Here is an 18,107-nt window from a genome sequence, read left to right on the forward strand (position 1 = left end):
ATGAAAAGCGTACCAAAGTTAATTAAACGCTTTGTTGGCATTTTGATGTTAAGCTCTCTTGTTATTCTTTTTATGAATTTTATTATTTTAGCCATCATAGCTGCCACACAAGCGCCGAACGGCTCTCCGTGGAAAACGGCGGAGCAAGCCGCAGAAAGTATAAATAAAACAGAACAAGGCTATGTGATGCCCGATACAATGATTGAGGAACTGAATGCTCAAAATGTATGGGCTGTTTATATTGATAACGCAACGGGAGAATGCGTCTGGCGTTCGGACAATCTTCCCGATACCGTTCCTTTGGAATATACAGTTTCCGATATAGCTAATCTTACCCGTGGATATATTGACGGATACCCGACTTTTACGGGAGAAGGCGAAAACGGGCTGATGGTTCTTGGCTATCCCAAAGATAGCTACTGGAAGCATATGTGGCCGAGTTGGGATTATCAATTTATTGCCAACTTGCCCAAAACCGTCCTTATCGTTTTAGCTATAAATATTTTTATTGTTTTTCTCATTTATATGGCAGCAAACACCAAACTACTGAAATCTATTAAACCAATTACGGACGGTATTCAAGCATTGCACACAGGACAGCCGATTGTGCTTAAGGAAAAAGGTGTACTCTCAGAAATAGCTGCGAACATCAATCGAACTTCCGAAGTATTGCAAAGTCAAAATTATCAGCTCAGGAAAAAAGAAACAGCAAGAGCAAATTGGATTGCAGGAGTATCGCACGACATACGCACACCTCTTTCAATGGTTATGGGTTATGCAAGCCAGTTGGAAAGCAACAAACAGTTGCCAGAAGATGAACGAAAAAAGGCTGCGGTTATCGTTAAGCAGAGTCAGCGAATGAAAAATCTCATAAACGACCTTAACCTTGCTTCAAAGTTGGAATATAATATGCAGCCAACACATATTGAGCAGGTGAATGTTATTTCTGCCGTTCGGCAAGTGGTTGTAGATTTCATCAATTTGGATATTGGCGGTAAATATCCCATTGAATGGCTCACCGACAGCGACTTAAATACCCTTATCATAAATGCCGATAAAGATTTGATAAAAAGAGCTGTCAGCAATTTGATACAAAACAGCATTAACCATAATGAAAACGGTTGTACTATTTATGTTGCTGTCAAGGAAGAATACAGTAAAATCTGTAAAATAGTTGTTTCAGATAATGGCGTTGGAGCTACGGACGAACAAATCGACAAACTAAACAATTCGCCTCACTATATGGTCTGTGATGAAAACACATCAGAACAACGCCACGGCTTAGGCTTGCTGATTGTGAAACAAATTGCTGCTGCTCACAAAGGTACAGTAGAAATAAGGCACAGCGAATACGGTGGGCTTGAAGTTGAAATATGCTTACCCTTATAATTAATCCGAAGTTAAATTAACCATATAAAGAGCCGATGACTGTGATTGCTCACAAATTCATCGGCTCTGCGTCTGTGCGTCTGGCTCTTTGATGACGGTTATATGTAGTTCCTTTGCATTTATCAAAGTTTCCTGTTTACATTTCGGGCAGTAGAGAGGATAGTTCTTCAACAATGTATCCTCTCTAAGTCTGTCACGAGTTTTGCTGCCACAAACAGGGCATAATATCCATTTATTTTTCGGCATCTTTTCTTCCTAATACGATATTGTGTAATCTTATATCGGTTATAAATTTCTTCCTTCTGGGGTCACCTTCTGCACGATAAATCATTAAATTTGACAAATCAAATATAGAACTCCATACTGTTTCAAAGTCTGGCTCATCATCGTATTGACACATAAAACCATATTCACCTTTTAGCAGTTTTTGAGTTTCAACAACAGGGTCAGCGTTTTTTACATTTTTAATGCAATTATCCATAACAACAGAGTATCTTGTATAAGAATGATAATCATCCCCTTTAGCAAAGTCATAAGGCTTAAGTTCGTCCGAAATAAAACTATTAACCGTACATACCAAGTAACCATCGTCAACGCTTTTTGCTTCACGGATTTTCTTTATATTCGGTGTGCATTCAACTACCACCATTTTACCGCTTTTGTCTGCAATCAAAATATTATAATTTGACGCAATAGGTAACTGCATTAAAAGATTAAGTGCCTGCTCTGTGGTATTTGCTTTTTCAAGCAAATACCTAACCGTAAAACAAGAGTTAAAACCTGCTTTAATTTTTCCAAGTTCAGTCAGAACAAAAGTCATAGCAACAGCTAAACCGTGTTCGTTCAAACCTTCTTCACCATTGATAAAAGAAGAAGTTGTTAAATTAAATCTATTCCCGTTTTCTGGAGCATAAATTTCGCTGCTGCTACCATTTTTTAAATATGGTGGCAAATCATTATTTCTGCCATATATTACTCTATTGTCTTTAGAATATGCGAATGCCGTACACCCTCTAATTTCAACAGGAACATTTTCCTCCAAGTTGTACATACAGCACCCCATACACAGCATCCAAGAAACAAACTCAATGTAATCTACACCTATTGTTTCACTTAAACCTCGGATTTCCTCACATACCTCTGGAAAGAATTTATTTAATATTTTTTCGCTTTCCTTACCGTGTTTCATCTGAAACTCATCTAAATGCAGCGGAAAGGTTATGCCGCCTTTTTTGAATATATTTCCTCTCTTAACCCCCATCTGATAGTGATTACCTTTTAGTCTTAAATGATACATTTTTTAACTCTCCTTTGTCTTTTTTATTGCAATCCAAACTTCAGAATGCCCTTTGGTTGGTCGCCCTTCGGAAATAGGATATATCTCAATGTCTGGAAGTCCAGCGTATTCATATCCAGAAAACGGAAGAAACTCTGTTAAGAAGCGATGAAATACACTTTGTACATCTTCTTTGAATAAACCATCGTTCTCAAATACTACCCACATAGCTTCTGGAATAACAAACTCTGTTATGTCATCAAATATAGGAACATCACTTGCAACTGCTATATAATAGTAAATATCTTGTGGGTTTGTATAAACACTTACTCCCATTATTCCAGTTGGCTTTCCATTGGATAATTTCGAAAGTTTAGAAATCTGATTATTGTCTAATGCCTGTTCCCAAAACATTGGGACAATACGCATATTTTCTTCTAAATCTTCCGTTAAAGGTGTCTTAATTCCCACAATACGGATATTCTCTTTTTTCTCAATGTGATACGACATTTCTTCTCCTCCTGTTACTTTAATTGAAAATTTGATTGGTGGATATGCACTTAGTGTGCAGCCCATATTTTTAGCCAACATAGGTGTTATTCCGTGAACATTTTGAAATGCACGATTAAATGAAGTAGGAGAAGAGTACCCGTATTTCAAAGCAATATCAATTACTTTACTTTCTGTTCTTTGAAGTTCAAATGCTGCCTGCGTCATTTTACGACGGCGCACATACTCAGATAGCGTAATCCCAGAAATATACGAAAAAATACGCTGAAAATAATATGGTGAACAACACGCAATACGGGCTGCTTCCTCATAAGATAAATCTTTGTCTAAATTTGTTTCTATATAATCAATGGCTGCACTGATTTTTCTCAATCATTCCATTAACTCGCCCTCCCTTTATGTTATAGTAATCTGTTTCTATTGGTATTTCCTCTCTTTTTCTGCTCACTTTTGTAAACTTGTATATAGTGTATCTGAATAAAAAATATGTTTCAATCTTCAAATTACAATATTTAATATGAATTTTTGCTTCTGTTTATAAGAAGTGAAATATCTTATAGTCGGCATTTTCACATCGTTTAACAAGAAGCCACAAATCCATACAATATAATAAGATAATTATATTGGTACAAGGTGGTGAGCTTATGGACGAGAGAAACAACGATTTTGATTTCGATTTTATGCCGATAGGACAGGCGATTAAGAAAGCCCGTGAAGCAAGAGGAATGACGAGAGAGCAGCTTTCTGGGATAATCGGCTATGCCCCCAGACACATTCAATCTATCGAAAACGAGGGAAAATATCCAAGCATCGAGCTGTTTATTCAGCTTATTACAATGTTCGATGTTTCGGTTGATGAGTATATATTTCCTAACAAAGAAGTCAAAAAGAGTTCCGTCCGCAGACGCTTAGACGCACAGCTCGACAATTTAGATGATAAAGAACTATCAGTTATAGAAGCAACTGTAAACGGACTATGTAAAGCAAAAGAGCCAGAGGAATAAAATCCTCTGGTTTTCTTTTGCCCATTTTTAATAAGCAGGGATACCGTAGCCGTAGATAACGCTGCTGCCGATAGAGTAGCTGTTCTGTCGGCAAGCATCACCTGAGTTACCTTCAACGGTATAGACCGTTCCGTTCTCCACACGCTCTACAATACCCACATGGTCTGTAAGACCGTCACCTTCCCAATCGAAGAAGATAATGTGTCCTGCTTCTGGCGTAAAGCTGCCGTCCTGCCATTGTCCTCTTTCCTTAAACCACTCAGAGCCTTGTATGCAGCCTGCAAACTTCGGGATAATCCCGTTCTCGATATAGCCGCATTCGTTCGCACACCACGAAACAAAGCAAGCGCACCATTCCACACGAGAGTTGAAGCCATACCACGACCAATAGGGTTGACCGCCTGTATTGCCGACCTGAGACAGAGCCACGGTCACGATTTCGCCGTCGCCTACGGATATGCCGTAAAGCACCTGCGACCATAGCGAATTGTTTTCATCGGCAAGTAATTCGGACAACATCTGCCGCTGCTCGTCATCAAAACCGTATTGGTCTGCCATTTCTTCGGCGGTTTTGTGACTGACTGTAATATACAGGTAAGTCCGTGTTTGGGTAGTTTCGGTCTGAACAATATTTCCGTGACCGTCATCTGTTTCGGTTATCACGGTTTCGGTCTTGCTTTCCGTTCTGGAGCTTATTTCGTTCATTTCCCAGAATATGTCCGTCAGAAGCTGCTTTTTATTATCGTCCATTGTCGCTACTTCCTGCGGATTATCTGGGTCGGTAGTAGTCTTGACCGAGTAAACCGCAAGCACCTCTTTCCAGACGGCACGGCTTCCCGACATTTCCAAAACATCATAAGCCGTATCGCTTTTGATTTCATCAAGGCGGGTGTCATATTCGGTATTGATTTCTCTAACCACGGTCTGCATTGTCATTCCGTTTCCTGAGTCCTCGCCCGAAAAGAAAATACCAAATACCGAGCTTACGAGCAGACCGATAAGGCAAATAACCAAAATGACAACAACCGCAACCCAACCGCCCGCCGCAATCGCCGCAATTAACGCTTTTGTTCCTGCAATAATCGCCTTAACTGCCGCAATCGTAGCTTTGACCGCCGCTTTCACGGCAAAAATCGTAGCCTTCGCCGTGGCTCTTGCTGCCTGTGCAGCTCTCTGAGCCGCTTTTACGGAAGCCTTCGCCGCCGCCTGTGTTGCTTTGGCGGTATGCTCGGCAGTTTTTATCGCTGCCTTTGAGGTTGCCTGTGCGGTTTTTACGGATTTTTGCGTAGTCTTTACCGTACCTTTGGCGGCTGTTTTAATCGTCTTTTTACCGCTTCGGGCAGTCTGCTTTATGTTTTTTTCCGTTTGCTGTGCGCCTTTGACCGCCTTATCTGCGGAACGGCTTACGGTACTGCGATAGGTCTGCACGCTGTTTCCAGACATACGCTGCTCGGCGGCTTTGGCGGCTCGCTTTTGCTTAAACTCAGATATTTTATCCTTTGCCTTAACCACATTGTCCTTTGTGGTTTTTACTCCTTTTTGACCTTGCTTGTTGAACTGATGAACGCCCTCGTCCGTGATGCGCTCCGAAGCTGCTGAAACTTTATCGGCGGCATATTCGGTGGCGGAGTTTTCATCGGCGTAATAGCCTTGTTCAGCCTTACTTTTTATCTTGGAATAAGCAGACTTCATACGCTCAGAAGCTACCGCAGCCTTGTCAATGGTCTTAATCGTTCCTTTGACTGCATCTCTGGTCTTTATATCAGCCATAGATAACCTCCTTTCCAAGAATACAGAGTATTCTTTAAGATTTTGCGGTCAAAATCAAGCTGTCTTTTTTGCGACCACCACAAGCCTGCCGTTCTGCGCTGAGTATTCGCAGGTAGAGAGCGTAATGAGCCTGTCGCCGTATTTTGCATTTACGCCTGTTTCGTATAATGCAAGCTCTTTGCATTTTTGAATATAGGCGTTGAACTCGTCCTCGCTTTCCGCATCGACAAAATCATAGTAGCGGAAGCCCTGAGAGCTGTACGCCACGGTCTTAAAAACAGCGATAATTTCATATTCGCCACGCTGCGTAAGGGTATCAAACTGAATGGTCTTGTGTTCCTCATAGAAGCTCTGGGACTTGTAATTCTCCAAAGCCCCGAACATTTTGCCGCCCTTAATGTGATGACCGTAAATAACAAGGTTATCGCTGCTCGTAAGGTCGCAGTTTTCCTGAATATAAGGTGTACCCAAGTCGCTGTATTCCTTTTCAAAATTGCGCTTCAAATAGTAGTTAGGCTCATTCGGTGTCTGCATCACGGGATAATTGAGGGTCGTGCCGGCTATGGAAAGCCAGCCGACCATATCCGTGTTTTTCAAATACAGTTCGCCGTATTCCGTGAGGATATTTTCTTCCTCTGTCAAGGGAACTTCTGGGGCGTTGCCGTCCTCTGCCTGTGCCTGCTCTACAATTTCGGCAATATTCTCAAAGGCTTCGGTCTGTTCGGCTTCGTCGGCATAATGGTCGTAAATGTGATAGCCGCAAAAAGCCGCCGTACCTAAAAGGCACACGGCGGCAATCAGACAAATATACTTTTTCATTTTCATACGGTTACACCTCTCCAAACTTGGTAGTCATCAGCTTGTAAAGCTCGGTATTGCGTGGGAACTTGTTGACGAACGGAACAAGGGAGCTGCCGACTTTGAGCAAGCCCTGACCTGCACCGACATTCGTGATATAACTCATCTGAAGGTCGGAGATATTAAGCAATTTGGCAAGCTCAATCCTATCGGTAGACGCTTGATTTAACATAATGATAAATTCACTATTGGCAAGCATCGTCCTCGCCGTATGGCTCTGCAAAAGGTCGTCCACATTCTGCGTAATACCCGTACAGTACGCACCGTACTTACGCACACGCTTCCAGAGAGTAAAGAGGAAGTTTGCCGAGTATTCGTGTTGGAACAGCAAATAGATTTCGTCAATGAAAATGAATGTGTTTCTGCCTTTTGCTCTGTTCTGGGTAATACGGTTTAAGATACTGTCGAGAACGACAAGCATACCGATGGGCTGTAACTGCTTGCCTAAATCCAGAATGTCATAACAGATAAGGCGGCTGTGCGTATCCACATTGGTATGCTTTGCAAAGGTATTCAGAGAGCCGTCCGTAAACAGCTCGATAGCAAGGGCGATTTCTTTCGCTTCTGGCTCGTCCTGCTTTAACAGTTCCTCACGGAAGTCCTGCAAGGTGGGCGGTACTCCCTGATAATTGCCTTGCTGATAGTGGCGGTACACGCTTGCCGTACAACGGTCAATAATCGACTTTTGTTTTGCACCCAGACTTGCGCCACCGATGAGCTGCTCGCACAAAGATAAAATAAACTCCGATTTCAAAATGACGGGGTTTGCACCGTCACCGTAATCGGAGTTCATATCCATAGCGTTGATATGGTTTTCGCTCGTTGCCGAGATGTGAATGACCTCACCCTGCATAGCCTTTACAAGCGGCGAATATTCTCGCTCAGGGTCAATGATAATGACATCGGCATTAGGGTCTGTGAGAATAATATTTGTCATTTCTTCTTTCGCCGTAAAGGATTTTCCTGCTCCAGACACACCGAGAATAAAAGAGTTGCCGTTGAGCAAATAGCGGCGGTTAGCGATAATCATATTTTTGCTGATAACATTTTGACCGTAGTAAACGCCGTTTTCGTGATGAATTTCCTGTACTCTGAAAGGAATAAATACCGCAAGACTTTCCGTTGTAAGAGTACGCATTGCATTGATTTTGCGAACACCAAACGGCAAGGCGGTATTCAGTCCGTCCATCTGCTGATATTTCAGCACCGCAAACTGACACAGGTGCTTTCTGGCAGTTGTGAGCAAGGCTTCGGTGTCATTGTCAAGCTGTTCCTTTGTTTCAGCCGTATGCACCATTGTCAAAACCGCAAACATCATTCTTTGGTCACGGGTTGTCAAATCGTCCAAGAACTCCTTGCTTTCTTTGCGCTGCTGTTCAAGGTCGTAAGGAATGACCGCCGAAAAATTGTTGTTCTGATTTTGTTTACGCTGCCAATTCGTGATATTGGTTTCCACACCGAGCAGTCTGTTTTCGACCTCACGCACGGCTTCGTCTGTGGGTACGGGGATAATGTCAACGGACATCATCATATTGCGGTTAAGCTCGCAAAGCTCCGCCACCATACTGTCCTTAATATATGCTGCATATTCACGCAGGAAAATCACACGCCCATATCTATCGCCAATGCGGAAATAGTCTTTTTCAAACTCAAAAGTATCGGGACAAATGAAATCCTTAAAATCGTGACCTTTACGCATTGTCTGCTTCAGGTCAAAATGGAACGCCGTTTCCTCGCCTGTGCGGTAGAAGTCGTGGAAGATACGGAGTTTTTCTTCCGCTTCAAGCTCCACGCATTTTGAGCCGAGCCGTGCGAAATGGGAAATCAAATCAGCTCCCACACGGGCAAAATAGTTCCTTGCTTCCTCGATATTCTTTTTGCAGACGGAAACCGTTACATATTTATCCTGTACGATAGAATTAGCCCCCGTTACTTTATCAAGCAGCATCTTGTTGTATTCTTTACGGTAATTATCCAATCCGTCCTCTGCCATAGGAATTAAAATGGTCTGTTCAAAGTCCGTTTTATTAAGGCGGCGGTTGTTGACCGTAATTTTTGTGGTCGCTCCGCTGTCGAGAGCGTTTAACAGCTCTGAGTATTCAAGAAACATCGCCTCTTTGTCCTCACGGCTTGCCACGGAATAGTTTATATCCTCAAACTTAAAGGTCTTTGCGTATTTGTTGTTGCCGACAAGAAAAATGCCGTCCTCCCAGATAGTCTTAATCGGAATAATCGCCTGTACCGATTTGGGAATGACAAACTTTTCCTTATCTTGCTTAAACAGAGTTTTAAGAGTTTTCAGCATTCTTTACCTCCTTGCTGCGCTTTGCTTTTTTGATTTTTTCGCCACGGGACAAATGCCTTTTTCGTGGTTTTGAATTGTGGTTTTCAGCGTTTCATAGTAGAGATTGTCGGGATTAAACATCAGCTTTTTCGGCATCAAAAACTCCGACTTAATCCACGCCCATACAAATTGCTCTGCGGTCATACCGTTGTACTTAACAAAGCCCATTACCGCAAAGGGAGCAGCACCGAGAATGCACACCCAACTGAGGGTTTCTGTCCCGAAGTACGGGCGGAGAATAAAATACAGCCCTACCGCCACACCGCAGGCAAGTAAAGAAAAAATGAACTGTCTGAGCGATAGTCCAAAAAACATACTCTCCGTGTAATTACGGATTTCCTTGTTTATCTTGACTTCCAAAAGTTACACCTCCTTATAAGCCCATCATTTCTCTTACAACACGGTCTGCCATTTTGACCGCACCGACCAAGACGAGCATATTAAATACCAGCTCACCGATATAGCTCCACACCATAGATACCGCCGCAGCGTTCGGGTCAACAGCAGGGGGCGAAGCCGCAAAGAGTGAGAAGATGATACAGGCAAGCACAATGATTGCACCCTCCAGACAGACGGCGGCATAAGACTTGATAAAGCTCTTGCCGACACTCTGGCTCGGCTCTCCCGCAAAAGTGGAAAGAGGAACGGGAGCGATTGCGGTATAGAGATACAGGCGGAAAAATCTTCCGTACACCGACATAATCATAATGAATGACAATATCGTGATGAAAAGCCCACCGATGAGCGTAACAGCCCACAATGGAATACTCTCAAAAAAGCCGCAGTCCTCAACAGCCGTAACAATCTCCTGCGGCAATACCGTCTGTGCAGCCGAGCCGAAACCTGCGGCGTTCATAATGGTTGATATTAAACCCTGCACAATGTTGAACAGAGCCATCATCAGTTCCAAACCATAGGTCACAACACCTTTTGCAAGGGCAAAGCGAATAAACAGCTTCAGAGCGTGTTCGGGCTTTTTAACCTCGGCAAAGCTGCCGCAGGTTTTCATTACACCGATTACAAAAAACAGCACGAGCAAGGCAAGTCCGATAGCCTGTACTGCGCCGTGAATATCTACAATGACATTCCAAATCGACCCGCCTTTGAACTGTTCTGGAGATTGGGTAATGAGCTGCCATATTTCCGATAGCTTATCGTTCCAAGTCTTGAGTGCGTTCTCCAAGTTTTGCACAATCCAATTATCCGACATTTGACCACCTCCTTAGATAATTGGATAACGGGAGTAAATCCGCAAAGCGGATCTGCTCCCGTTATCTTGTCTTGTGTCAGTTCCTCATCAGCCTGTAATGAGGGTAAGGATTTCTTTTGCAAAAGTAATGACAACGCCGCCTGCAAGGGTCAAGAAGCCGTTAGCTCTCTGGGACGGGTCGTGGGATTTAAGGGACAGACCAATCTGCACAATACCAAAGCCAAGCAAAATCATACCGACGGCACGAATTAGACCGAAAATAAAGTCGGACAGATTATTGACTACGGTAAGAGGGTCGCTTGCTGCAAAGGCGGTCACAGATGTGCCGACTACCAAAGCCGTTGCCATAACTGCCACACAGTAAAAGCGGAAGCCCTTTTTTACCTTGCCAGACATCGGCAGCTTTACGGTTTCCTTGCTTTCGTTTTTCTTAAAAAGTTTCATAAATAAAAATCCTCCTTTAGATATTAAAGATTTCTTCCAAGTCCTCATTGGAGAGAAGTTCATAGGAAGTGCTGACAGCTTTTACGCTTACGGCGTTCTTCGGAATATCGCTGTCAAACACAAGGGTTGCGACAGCCTGTGTCGGCTCACCGTGGATATACGGCGGTTTACCTCCGTCGGTTGTCAACCTTACATTGGGGTGCTTCATAATGTCGTACTTAAAGTCCATTACAGGGCGTTCCCCACGAACGAAAAGAAGTGCGTAGCGGTTATCAAGCATACGCACTTCATCGGGCGTCATCAGTTCACGCCCAGATATTTGATAGTTGGTTGAGTAGCTGCCGCTTCGACCCTCGCTCTTTCCGTAAGTGTTTGTATCAATCGTTTCCTTGCCTAAAAGCTCCGACACATATTTGTGGGTGCTTTGTTCGTTGCCGCCCAAATACAGAAAAGTATCGCAGTTGCCGACAATGCTTTCCCATTGCTTTTCAAAAAGAGCTTTGAGCTGCGCCAGATTTTGCAGGATAATACTGACCGACACGCCTCTGGAACGCATAACGCTCAAAATCTTATCGAAATCATCAGGCAGGCTCACATTGGCAAATTCGTCCATTATGAAATGGCAATGCACAGGCAGGCTTCCTCCGTATTTGTGGTCTGCCAGATAGAAAAGCTGCTGAAATAACTGCGTATAAAGGATACTCACCAGAAAATTAAAGCTCGTGTCGTTATCGGGAATGAGAGCGAACAGAGCAACTTTCTTTTCGCCCAAAGAGGGCAGGTCAAGCTCATCGGTGGCGGTAAGCCCCGCAAGGCTTTCAAGGTTGAACTTTTCAAGCCTTGCGGCAAGGGTAATCTGGATACTCTTTAAGGTCTTAGCCGAGCCTGAGTGATAGTCCCTGTAATACTTCAGGGCAATATGCTCTGGGTTTACCATTTCCAGACGGTCAAACAGTTCGTCCAGAGGGCTTACATAGCTGTCATCGTCCTCACGGACTTCACCCGCACGAAGCAGCTCCATTACCATCGGGAAGTTTTGCTCATCGGGCGGTGCTTCATATTTCAGATAGAACACCAACGCCAACAGAAGCATACTTGCCGCCGTATCCCAGAATGGGTCTTGAGACTGTGAGCCTTTCGGAGTGGTCGCCTTGAACAGATTGGTCACAAGCCTTTGCACATCATTGTCATTCCGCAGATAAACAAAGGGATTGTAACAATGGCTGCGGTGCATATTGATAAGGTCAAGGACACGCACCTCATAGCCTTTCTTTTCAAGCAGTCCGCCCACATCTCGCACGATTTCGCCTTTCGGGTCTAAAATTACCATTGAGGTGTTGCATTGCATTGCGTTCGGCTTACAAAAAAACCTCGTCTTTCCTGCTCCAGAGCCGCCGCACACAAGGATATTCAGATTTCGGCGGTGCTTTTTCCCGTCTAAGCCTATGCGGACATTCTGGGTTAGCAGCTTATTTGCGGACGGGTCTTTATCACGGTATTTCTTGTTCAAAGTCCCCGCATCGCCCCATTTAGCCGAGCCGTGTTCCTCACGCCTGCGGTAGTTCCTGCGTGTAGAGAAATAAATGCCGATACCCATAGCGTAGGCAAGCAAAAAAATAAGGACAGTCTTTACGCTGTCCTCACACACCGTTATTTGAAACGGATTGCCCATTGCCACAGGCAGACCTCGGATTATTTCAACTAAACCTCCACCCACATAGGGTGCTGTCATCAAGGCAAGCCATATAACAGGAACAATACCGCAGACAGAAAGGATTAAGCCCGTTTTTTTGTCATCGTTCCTCATTGCACCTGCACGGAACAACCTTGACCTTTCTGGTCGGTGCGTTGGCTACCTTGTCAATCAGCTCATCAACAGGCTCGGTGGGGCGTTCCTCCTGTATCTGCCGATTTCTCAGGTTGTTGAGCGCATTGATAACGATATTTTTATCGTACTTATCAAGTGCGATATGGTATCGTTCTTCTTTCATAAGCTGCACCTCCGATTAGCGTTCCTGCTCTTTATTCCTTGCAGGCTTGTTTTTCTCCATACTCTTATACATATCATTCTGGATTTCACCCAGAACATCACGCATTGTACCAAGTTCTCCCTTAAATACCTGCGTATCCATTCCGTCATACTCTCTGGGCAGTCTGGAAAAATCAAAGCCTTTGGTATCCACTCCGTAACGGGAGCTTACCATATAGGCAACGCAAAAGGATTTGAAATCGGAAGTATCACGGCTCTCATTGTACTTAAAGTCATAAACCGCCGCAGATACTTCCTTTGCCATACTGATAAACAGCACTTCCTCAGAGAGTCCCTTTTTGACAAAGATAGTCTGCTGAGAGCTGTCATAGTAGGCAGGCAGTTCCAAGTCATCAACAGGAACGCAAGGCACGGGGCTTGCGTCAATCAAAGCCGATACAAGCTCACGCATAGATTTCTGCTCCTGCGGCTGCATTCTTTCTTTTGCCGATGTTTCGGAAATGTCATATACCACTTTGGCGTTATAGGAAATACCTTTTGTACCGTCATCACGGGTATATTCCTTGCTCGGCTCAAGGATAACAACTTTCTGTGCGTCCTTGTTCACATAGACACGGCTCTGCTTCCAAGTGTTGTAGTCTTTAAGCTGTGTCGCTTCGGGCATCTGTGCCGATACCAAAATAGCGTTTGCAACCGAGTAACGGTCAAAACGCCCCTGCACATCAAGATACTGACGGAAGCTGTCGCCGCTTATCATCATTTCAGCGCAGGTGTTGTCAATCAGCTCATAGGCTTCTTTGCGCTGCGCCTGTTTCTGGGCTGCCCATTCCGCTTTATCAAACGGTTTGCTGCTGCCGTTAAACACATCATAAATGCTCATACTGTTTTACCTCGTTTCTTTAGATTTGGGTTTCTTTTTCTTTCTCTGGGGCTGCTTATGCTCGGTCTTGCCTGCGGGCTGCTTCTTCACCCTGTCAGAAGCAGAGCTTTTTTCCAAAGCAGAAGAAGTATCCGCTTCCTGTTCCTTTCGGCTCTCCTTGATTTTCCGCAGTTCCTCTCTGACAGACGGTTTTTCTTCCTTAGTCATAGTAGCCCCCTCTGCGGACTTCTTTGGCTGCTCTGAGATAGGCTCGGACTGAGGGGATTTTTCGGTCTTTGCCAATGAGGGGTTTTGAGCATTTTCCTCCTTTTGGATAGGCTTACCCATAAGCTCATCGAGCAGCTTGTCTTTCTCGGCTTTTTCCTGTACGCCGATGTCGGGCTCTGGCTGACCTGTTTTTTCATCTTTGGATTTCTCGGTTTCTGTCACAATAGAAGCGGTGGTTTCCGACGCCAATTTGAAGCGTTCCGCAATACGGCTGATTTTCGATGCGTCCTCCGCACGGGCAATCACATCGACCTCCGCATTGGGGTCTTTGTTTCCTCTGTCCGCAAGGACGCAGTAAAGTACGCCGTACTTTTTAGCTTCCTGCGTAAACTTTTTCAGGTCGCCGTTCTTTACGGTAAAGACTTTCAGTTCCTTGCCAGAACGGAGCATATTGGTAAGCCTTGCTTTGCCCTTTGTTTTCTTTTCCTCTTTCAGAATGGAATAGAGGAGAACGGCGATGTTCTTCGCACCTGCGCCTGTGATTTTGGCTGCGACCTCAAATCCTTCCAAGCTCATTCGGACGATTTGTTCTGCCGCTTCGCCGCTTGTATTCATTCGTCATCAGCTCCTTTCGTTGTTGTTCTTCATCTGCCCGTATGGTGGATAACTTTTCTTTGAGAGCAGCGTTACGGGCTTCGATACTCTCGCACAGCTTGACCTCCTTTCGTATAACGCTCAGGCGTTTGGATAAATCGGAAAGCTGTGACCGTATTGCTTCCTTTTCTTCGCCGCCTGTTTTGCGGGAGATAGAATAAAGTTCCTTACGCTTTTGAAGCAGGTCGGTTTTTTCCGTTTCCAAAGAGCCTTTATATGACAAGAGCTGCTCTACCGTATCAATGCGATTACGGCATAGCAGCCTTGTTTCCTGTGTGATAGCTTCCATTTTCATTAAGTCGTCTTTCAAAAGATAATGAAGCCTTGCGTAATTCTGTTTTTTATTTTTAGGCAGGATACCGAGCTTGTAACAGTAGTGCAGATACAGCCCCCGCAATCCACCGATTTTTTTAGCCCCCGTTAGAGAGCCTTTGACACGGAATACCTTGACCGTCCTTTGCGGCTCGGTAAATCTGGAGAACTTTACGGCGTAGGAGTTTTCTGTGATACGCTCCATAATCCTCTCGTTGGTATATTCTTCTCCGAGCTTATACAGCCGCTTCGGGCGTTTCCACCCCTTACCGATGACCGTCCAATATTTGCGGTTTGGGTCAAAGCTCACACGGTATCCCATTTCAGCCATAATGCGGTCAAAGTCTTTCAGCGTGAATGACTTGCTGATAGCTTCGTCCACCGCCTGCCGTGTAACATTATCCCTCGTGGGCATACCGTTTTTCTCAGCCTGATACAAAGCGTATGGCTTTTTCCTTCCGCTTGGGTGTTCAATGACGGACAGGGCATATTCACGGCAAAGCTCATCGGAACGCTGTCGTAAAAGCCGCAGGTTTGCTTTGTTGTCGTGGTAATGCTTGCCGTCCGTAAAGGATACGGAGTTTACGACAAAGTGGTTATGCAGACAGTCGGTATTTAGGTGAGTGGCAACGATAACCTGAAATCTGTCGCCCCACATCTTTTGGGCAAGTTTTACACCGACCTCGTGCGCCTGCTCTGGCGTAACCTCACCGTGCTTAAAGCTCTGGAAACCGTGATAGCAGACAATCTCGCTTTCATCGTTCCATTGCGCTTTTGCAATCATCATTTCATCTCTGGCGGTGGTCGGGTCGCAGTTTACGCCTGTGACAAAATAACGCTGCTCGGTCTTATCCTTGTTGGTGGCATATTCCATTACATCGACCATAGCCTGCAAATCCGCTTCGGTGTATTTGGGGTTAGCTGTCTTTTCAGGATTTTCCGCATAATCTATGGGGTGGTCGAGCCTGCCACGCACATCCCATATTTCACAGACTGCCATTACGGTGCTTTTCTTGGAAGCAGATATTTTTTTCGGACAGCGATTTGAAACTCGTGCCACCTTTGCGCTTCCTCTTTCAGCATCGGAGCGTCCACAAAGTTCAGAGCATTGGCTTTTGCCGCAAGCTGATTGATACGGTTGCCGATGGCAGACAGCTCACGCATCATTTTATAAAACTCTGGGTCAGGCTTTTCGCAGAGCCGATAGCCTTTTACCATTCCTCTCAGGAACGCTTCTTTTGAGCAGCCTGATTTTTTAACGAGAGAGTAGAGCTGTTCGGCTTCTTCCTCAGTCAAGCGGAAAAGTATCTGCACATTTCGTTTTCGCATTTTGCTGCACCTCTCTTTCTGCTGCGGGGTATTAGGGGTTGCCCCCTAACAAGCGAATTTGGATAACCAAATTCAGTGCTTGGTAAGACATTACTCGTCGCACTCGTCCTCATACATACATTCTCCGCACACGGGACAGAAGTACGGACAGTCCGAACAACATTCGTCCTCGTTCGCTTCTTCTTCGTCGGTATCTTCAGCACCGTCCTCGCAAGACTCGTTGATTTTGGCTTCACCGCAGATAAAATCCTCATCGGTAAAGTTGATAAGGTCGGTATCGAACAGGATAATTTCGGTCTTTGCCTTTGCCTGTTCTGCGCTTTCAGCACAAACAGAAATGGTCTTTTCATAATGGGCAGTCAGGGTTACATCATACTTTTTCAATGGTTATTTCCTCGCTTTCAACATTTAATTTTTTTGTTTGTCGTGTTATTCTTCAGGTCAAAATCTGCGGACAATCAACGGGCATCACTCCTTTCACGGCTTGAAATCGGTCTTGCAATCCCCAGATAGGATAATAAAAAATCGTTGAAGTCCTTACCGACAGGCGGCGGCTCATCAACGATTTTGTAGTATTTCTGCAAAAGTTCTTTGAGGGCGGCGGTACAAAGCCTGCCCGTTCTGTCATTGTCCAGATGCAGAAAAATAGTCTTGATATGGGGATTTGCTTTCAAAAAGGTGGTTAGGGCTATGGGGATTTTGCTGTCTTTTATCTCTTTTTTTGGCTGATACACACCCGAAAGAGAGAGCAGATTTTCCGATTTATAGTCCTTTCCCTCACACTTTAGATGGGTGGCGTAGGACAGTAAATCAATGGCGGCTTCAAATAAATGCACGGTATCACTCGGTTTGTCTGCCAGAAGTCGGAACGAATACCGCTTGTCGCTGCCCGATGCGTCCCCCTTAAAAGAACTGCTCATTGTGCCACGGTAGGCGGCATACTTGGGTGTTCCGCTTTCGTCCTTTCCGATAAACACGACATTGTGATACTTGGAGCTTTCAAAAATTGTACCGTCCGCAATACAGTCCTGTATGATTGAAAGGTCAATCCCACGCCCGAAAAGGTACTCGGTCACTCGGTTACAGTCCTTATTCTTCGGTGGTAAAAGCAGTTCCTTCGGCTCGTCTTTTGAAACAAGGACAGGCGGCGGCTTCCAATCCGCCGTGATACCCGTAAGCAGTTCTACGGCTTCCACAAAGCTGTATTCCTTAACCTTGATGAGATAATCAAGGGCAGAAACGCCGCCGAAACCTCTCGACCACCAATACCATTTGCCGTTGGAAATCTTCAAGCTGTCGTGTTCTTTGGTACAATACACATTGCTTGCCACACGCTTTAGATTGTTCGGCTCATACCGTTGCAGATAGGATAGCAAGTCCATTTGCCGTGCCTGCTCAATCACGGCAGGGTCAAGCTGCACATAGGGTCGGTTACTTCTCATTCAATAAAATCACCTCCAGAAATAGAAAAAGCCGAGGGATTTTCCGTTAAGAAAACCTCTCGGCTATGTAAAAGCGGCATCAGCTTCACGCCAATGCCGCAATGGGTTAGAGAATACTTAGCTTTTTAAGGTAGCTGACGCAATCAATACAGCCTTTGAAATAAACCTCTTTCAGCTCTAAGTTTGCTATTTCGTTTTTGCATTTCAGCACTTCACTCAAAGCGGTACATTCTTCCGCAGACAGCTCGCAGGGTCTATCTACATCAAGGACTTTCCGCACATTAGGATATTGTTCATAGAGTGTTTTAATCTTTTCCGTCAGCTCTTTATACCTCGTTTCGGAATGACAAGCTGTGCTTGTTTTGCTGAGATAATCGAAAAAGTCAGTATCGTATTCATCAAGAAATGTGCTGAAGCTCAAATCCTTTGCCATCTAACCACCTCCGAATTTCATTTCACAGCCCTATTATACATCTCGAAAAAGAGCT

The 18,107-nt window shown here is 44.6% G+C and carries 20 protein-coding genes; 2 read left to right on the plus strand and 18 right to left on the minus strand.

Annotated features, from left to right (window positions below; genetic code table 11):
• Window positions 1-1,389 (plus strand): sensor histidine kinase KdpD, encoded by a 1,389-nt coding sequence (locus R2K26_RS12220; protein WP_117705391.1) that lies wholly within the window; start codon window positions 1-3, stop codon window positions 1,387-1,389.
• 57 nt (window positions 1,390-1,446) lie between these two features.
• Here the strand turns inward: R2K26_RS12220 and R2K26_RS12225 are convergent, their stop codons facing one another.
• The 3 genes from R2K26_RS12225 to R2K26_RS12235 are packed head-to-tail and all read right to left on the minus strand — an operon-like array spanning window position 1,447 to window position 3,547.
• Window positions 1,447-1,635: a cysteine-rich KTR domain-containing protein gene (locus tag R2K26_RS12225; protein WP_117705392.1), complete on the minus strand. Its 189-nt coding sequence runs from the start codon at window positions 1,633-1,635 to the stop codon at window positions 1,447-1,449.
• Window positions 1,622-2,686 carry a C45 family peptidase gene (locus R2K26_RS12230; protein ID WP_199523054.1) on the minus strand — a complete coding sequence of 355 codons (1,065 nt, stop codon included), beginning with the start codon at window positions 2,684-2,686 and terminating at the stop codon, window positions 1,622-1,624. The genes R2K26_RS12225 and R2K26_RS12230 overlap by 14 nt, the downstream gene beginning before the upstream one ends.
• Window positions 2,687-2,689: 3 nt before the next feature.
• Complete coding sequence (locus R2K26_RS12235; protein WP_316521782.1) at window positions 2,690-3,547, minus strand: AraC family transcriptional regulator; 858 nt, start codon at window positions 3,545-3,547, stop codon at window positions 2,690-2,692.
• 272 nt (window positions 3,548-3,819) lie between these two features.
• Here R2K26_RS12235 and R2K26_RS12240 point away from each other — a divergent pair, with 272 nt between their 5' ends.
• Window positions 3,820-4,179, plus strand: coding sequence for a helix-turn-helix transcriptional regulator (locus R2K26_RS12240; protein ID WP_021425648.1), 360 nt, complete (start codon window positions 3,820-3,822; stop codon window positions 4,177-4,179).
• Between the two features lie 27 nt (window positions 4,180-4,206).
• Here the strand turns inward: R2K26_RS12240 and R2K26_RS12245 are convergent, their stop codons facing one another.
• From R2K26_RS12245 to R2K26_RS12315, 15 genes are all read right to left on the minus strand, one after another.
• Window positions 4,207-5,949 (minus strand): CHAP domain-containing protein, encoded by a 1,743-nt coding sequence (locus tag R2K26_RS12245; RefSeq protein WP_117705394.1) that lies wholly within the window; start codon window positions 5,947-5,949, stop codon window positions 4,207-4,209.
• A 54-nt stretch (window positions 5,950-6,003) separates the two neighbouring features.
• Window positions 6,004-6,768: a class B sortase gene (gene srtB, locus R2K26_RS12250; RefSeq protein ID WP_117705563.1), complete on the minus strand. Its 765-nt coding sequence runs from the start codon at window positions 6,766-6,768 to the stop codon at window positions 6,004-6,006.
• A 10-nt stretch (window positions 6,769-6,778) separates the two neighbouring features.
• Entirely contained in the window at window positions 6,779-9,112 is a 2,334-nt protein-coding gene (locus R2K26_RS12255; protein WP_021425631.1) for a VirB4-like conjugal transfer ATPase, CD1110 family, read from the minus strand.
• 3 nt (window positions 9,113-9,115) lie between these two features.
• Window positions 9,116-9,511: a PrgI family protein gene (locus R2K26_RS12260; RefSeq protein ID WP_117705395.1), complete on the minus strand. Its 396-nt coding sequence runs from the start codon at window positions 9,509-9,511 to the stop codon at window positions 9,116-9,118.
• A 13-nt stretch (window positions 9,512-9,524) separates the two neighbouring features.
• Window positions 9,525-10,361: a hypothetical protein gene (locus R2K26_RS12265; protein WP_117705396.1), complete on the minus strand. Its 837-nt coding sequence runs from the start codon at window positions 10,359-10,361 to the stop codon at window positions 9,525-9,527.
• A gap of 87 nt (window positions 10,362-10,448) precedes the next feature.
• A complete protein-coding gene (locus R2K26_RS12270) occupies window positions 10,449-10,805 on the minus strand; it encodes a glutamyl-tRNA amidotransferase (RefSeq protein WP_117705397.1) in 357 nt (118 codons plus the stop codon).
• A 16-nt stretch (window positions 10,806-10,821) separates the two neighbouring features.
• Window positions 10,822-12,612, minus strand: a complete 1,791-nt coding sequence (locus R2K26_RS12275) for a VirD4-like conjugal transfer protein, CD1115 family (protein ID WP_021425625.1) — start codon at window positions 12,610-12,612, stop codon at window positions 10,822-10,824.
• Window positions 12,599-12,796, minus strand: a complete 198-nt coding sequence (locus tag R2K26_RS12280) for a hypothetical protein (protein WP_032521084.1) — start codon at window positions 12,794-12,796, stop codon at window positions 12,599-12,601. The genes R2K26_RS12275 and R2K26_RS12280 overlap by 14 nt, the downstream gene beginning before the upstream one ends.
• 15 nt (window positions 12,797-12,811) lie before the next feature.
• Window positions 12,812-13,675 (minus strand): hypothetical protein, encoded by an 864-nt coding sequence (locus R2K26_RS12285; RefSeq protein WP_117705398.1) that lies wholly within the window; start codon window positions 13,673-13,675, stop codon window positions 12,812-12,814.
• A gap of 6 nt (window positions 13,676-13,681) precedes the next feature.
• Window positions 13,682-14,497, minus strand: coding sequence for a PcfB family protein (locus tag R2K26_RS12290; protein WP_117705399.1), 816 nt, complete (start codon window positions 14,495-14,497; stop codon window positions 13,682-13,684).
• The gene (locus tag R2K26_RS12295; RefSeq protein ID WP_117705400.1) at window positions 14,439-15,848 is read right to left on the minus strand and encodes a relaxase/mobilization nuclease domain-containing protein; all 1,410 of its coding nucleotides are present in this window, start codon (window positions 15,846-15,848) and stop codon (window positions 14,439-14,441) included. The genes R2K26_RS12290 and R2K26_RS12295 overlap by 59 nt, the downstream gene beginning before the upstream one ends.
• Window positions 15,848-16,177, minus strand: coding sequence for a plasmid mobilization protein (locus R2K26_RS12300; protein ID WP_117705401.1), 330 nt, complete (start codon window positions 16,175-16,177; stop codon window positions 15,848-15,850). Before R2K26_RS12300 ends, R2K26_RS12295 begins: the two co-directional genes overlap by 1 nt.
• A gap of 90 nt (window positions 16,178-16,267) precedes the next feature.
• Entirely contained in the window at window positions 16,268-16,561 is a 294-nt protein-coding gene (locus R2K26_RS12305; RefSeq protein WP_117602805.1) for a hypothetical protein, read from the minus strand.
• 74 nt (window positions 16,562-16,635) lie between these two features.
• Window positions 16,636-17,619: a DUF3991 and TOPRIM domain-containing protein gene (locus R2K26_RS12310; protein ID WP_117705402.1), complete on the minus strand. Its 984-nt coding sequence runs from the start codon at window positions 17,617-17,619 to the stop codon at window positions 16,636-16,638.
• 106 nt (window positions 17,620-17,725) lie between these two features.
• Window positions 17,726-18,052, minus strand: a complete 327-nt coding sequence (locus R2K26_RS12315) for a DUF6664 family protein (RefSeq protein ID WP_117705403.1) — start codon at window positions 18,050-18,052, stop codon at window positions 17,726-17,728.
• Window positions 18,053-18,107: the final 55 nt, after the last annotated feature.

The organism is Neglectibacter sp. CSJ-5 (assembly GCF_032490475.1).
GTDB classification, from domain to species: domain Bacteria; phylum Bacillota; class Clostridia; order Oscillospirales; family Acutalibacteraceae; genus Hominenteromicrobium; species Hominenteromicrobium mulieris.

Coding starts and splice junctions, on each gene's coding strand:
- R2K26_RS12315 (WP_117705403.1), bottom strand. CDS start 18,052: ATGGCAAAGGATTTGAGCTTCAGCACATTTCTTGATGAATACGATACT.
- R2K26_RS12255 (WP_021425631.1), bottom strand. CDS start 9,112: ATGCTGAAAACTCTTAAAACTCTGTTTAAGCAAGATAAGGAAAAGTTT.
- R2K26_RS12290 (WP_117705399.1), bottom strand. CDS start 14,497: ATGAATACAAGCGGCGAAGCGGCAGAACAAATCGTCCGAATGAGCTTG.
- R2K26_RS12285 (WP_117705398.1), bottom strand. CDS start 13,675: ATGAGCATTTATGATGTGTTTAACGGCAGCAGCAAACCGTTTGATAAA.
- R2K26_RS12245 (WP_117705394.1), bottom strand. CDS start 5,949: ATGGCTGATATAAAGACCAGAGATGCAGTCAAAGGAACGATTAAGACC.
- srtB (WP_117705563.1), bottom strand. CDS start 6,768: ATGAAAAAGTATATTTGTCTGATTGCCGCCGTGTGCCTTTTAGGTACG.
- R2K26_RS12280 (WP_032521084.1), bottom strand. CDS start 12,796: ATGAAAGAAGAACGATACCATATCGCACTTGATAAGTACGATAAAAAT.
- R2K26_RS12240 (WP_021425648.1), top strand. CDS start 3,820: ATGGACGAGAGAAACAACGATTTTGATTTCGATTTTATGCCGATAGGA.
- R2K26_RS12270 (WP_117705397.1), bottom strand. CDS start 10,805: ATGAAACTTTTTAAGAAAAACGAAAGCAAGGAAACCGTAAAGCTGCCG.
- R2K26_RS12220 (WP_117705391.1), top strand. CDS start 1: ATGAAAAGCGTACCAAAGTTAATTAAACGCTTTGTTGGCATTTTGATG.
- R2K26_RS12310 (WP_117705402.1), bottom strand. CDS start 17,619: ATGAGAAGTAACCGACCCTATGTGCAGCTTGACCCTGCCGTGATTGAG.
- R2K26_RS12230 (WP_199523054.1), bottom strand. CDS start 2,686: ATGTATCATTTAAGACTAAAAGGTAATCACTATCAGATGGGGGTTAAG.
- R2K26_RS12265 (WP_117705396.1), bottom strand. CDS start 10,361: ATGTCGGATAATTGGATTGTGCAAAACTTGGAGAACGCACTCAAGACT.
- R2K26_RS12225 (WP_117705392.1), bottom strand. CDS start 1,635: ATGCCGAAAAATAAATGGATATTATGCCCTGTTTGTGGCAGCAAAACT.
- R2K26_RS12275 (WP_021425625.1), bottom strand. CDS start 12,612: ATGAGGAACGATGACAAAAAAACGGGCTTAATCCTTTCTGTCTGCGGT.
- R2K26_RS12295 (WP_117705400.1), bottom strand. CDS start 15,848: ATGGCAGTCTGTGAAATATGGGATGTGCGTGGCAGGCTCGACCACCCC.
- R2K26_RS12300 (WP_117705401.1), bottom strand. CDS start 16,177: ATGCGAAAACGAAATGTGCAGATACTTTTCCGCTTGACTGAGGAAGAA.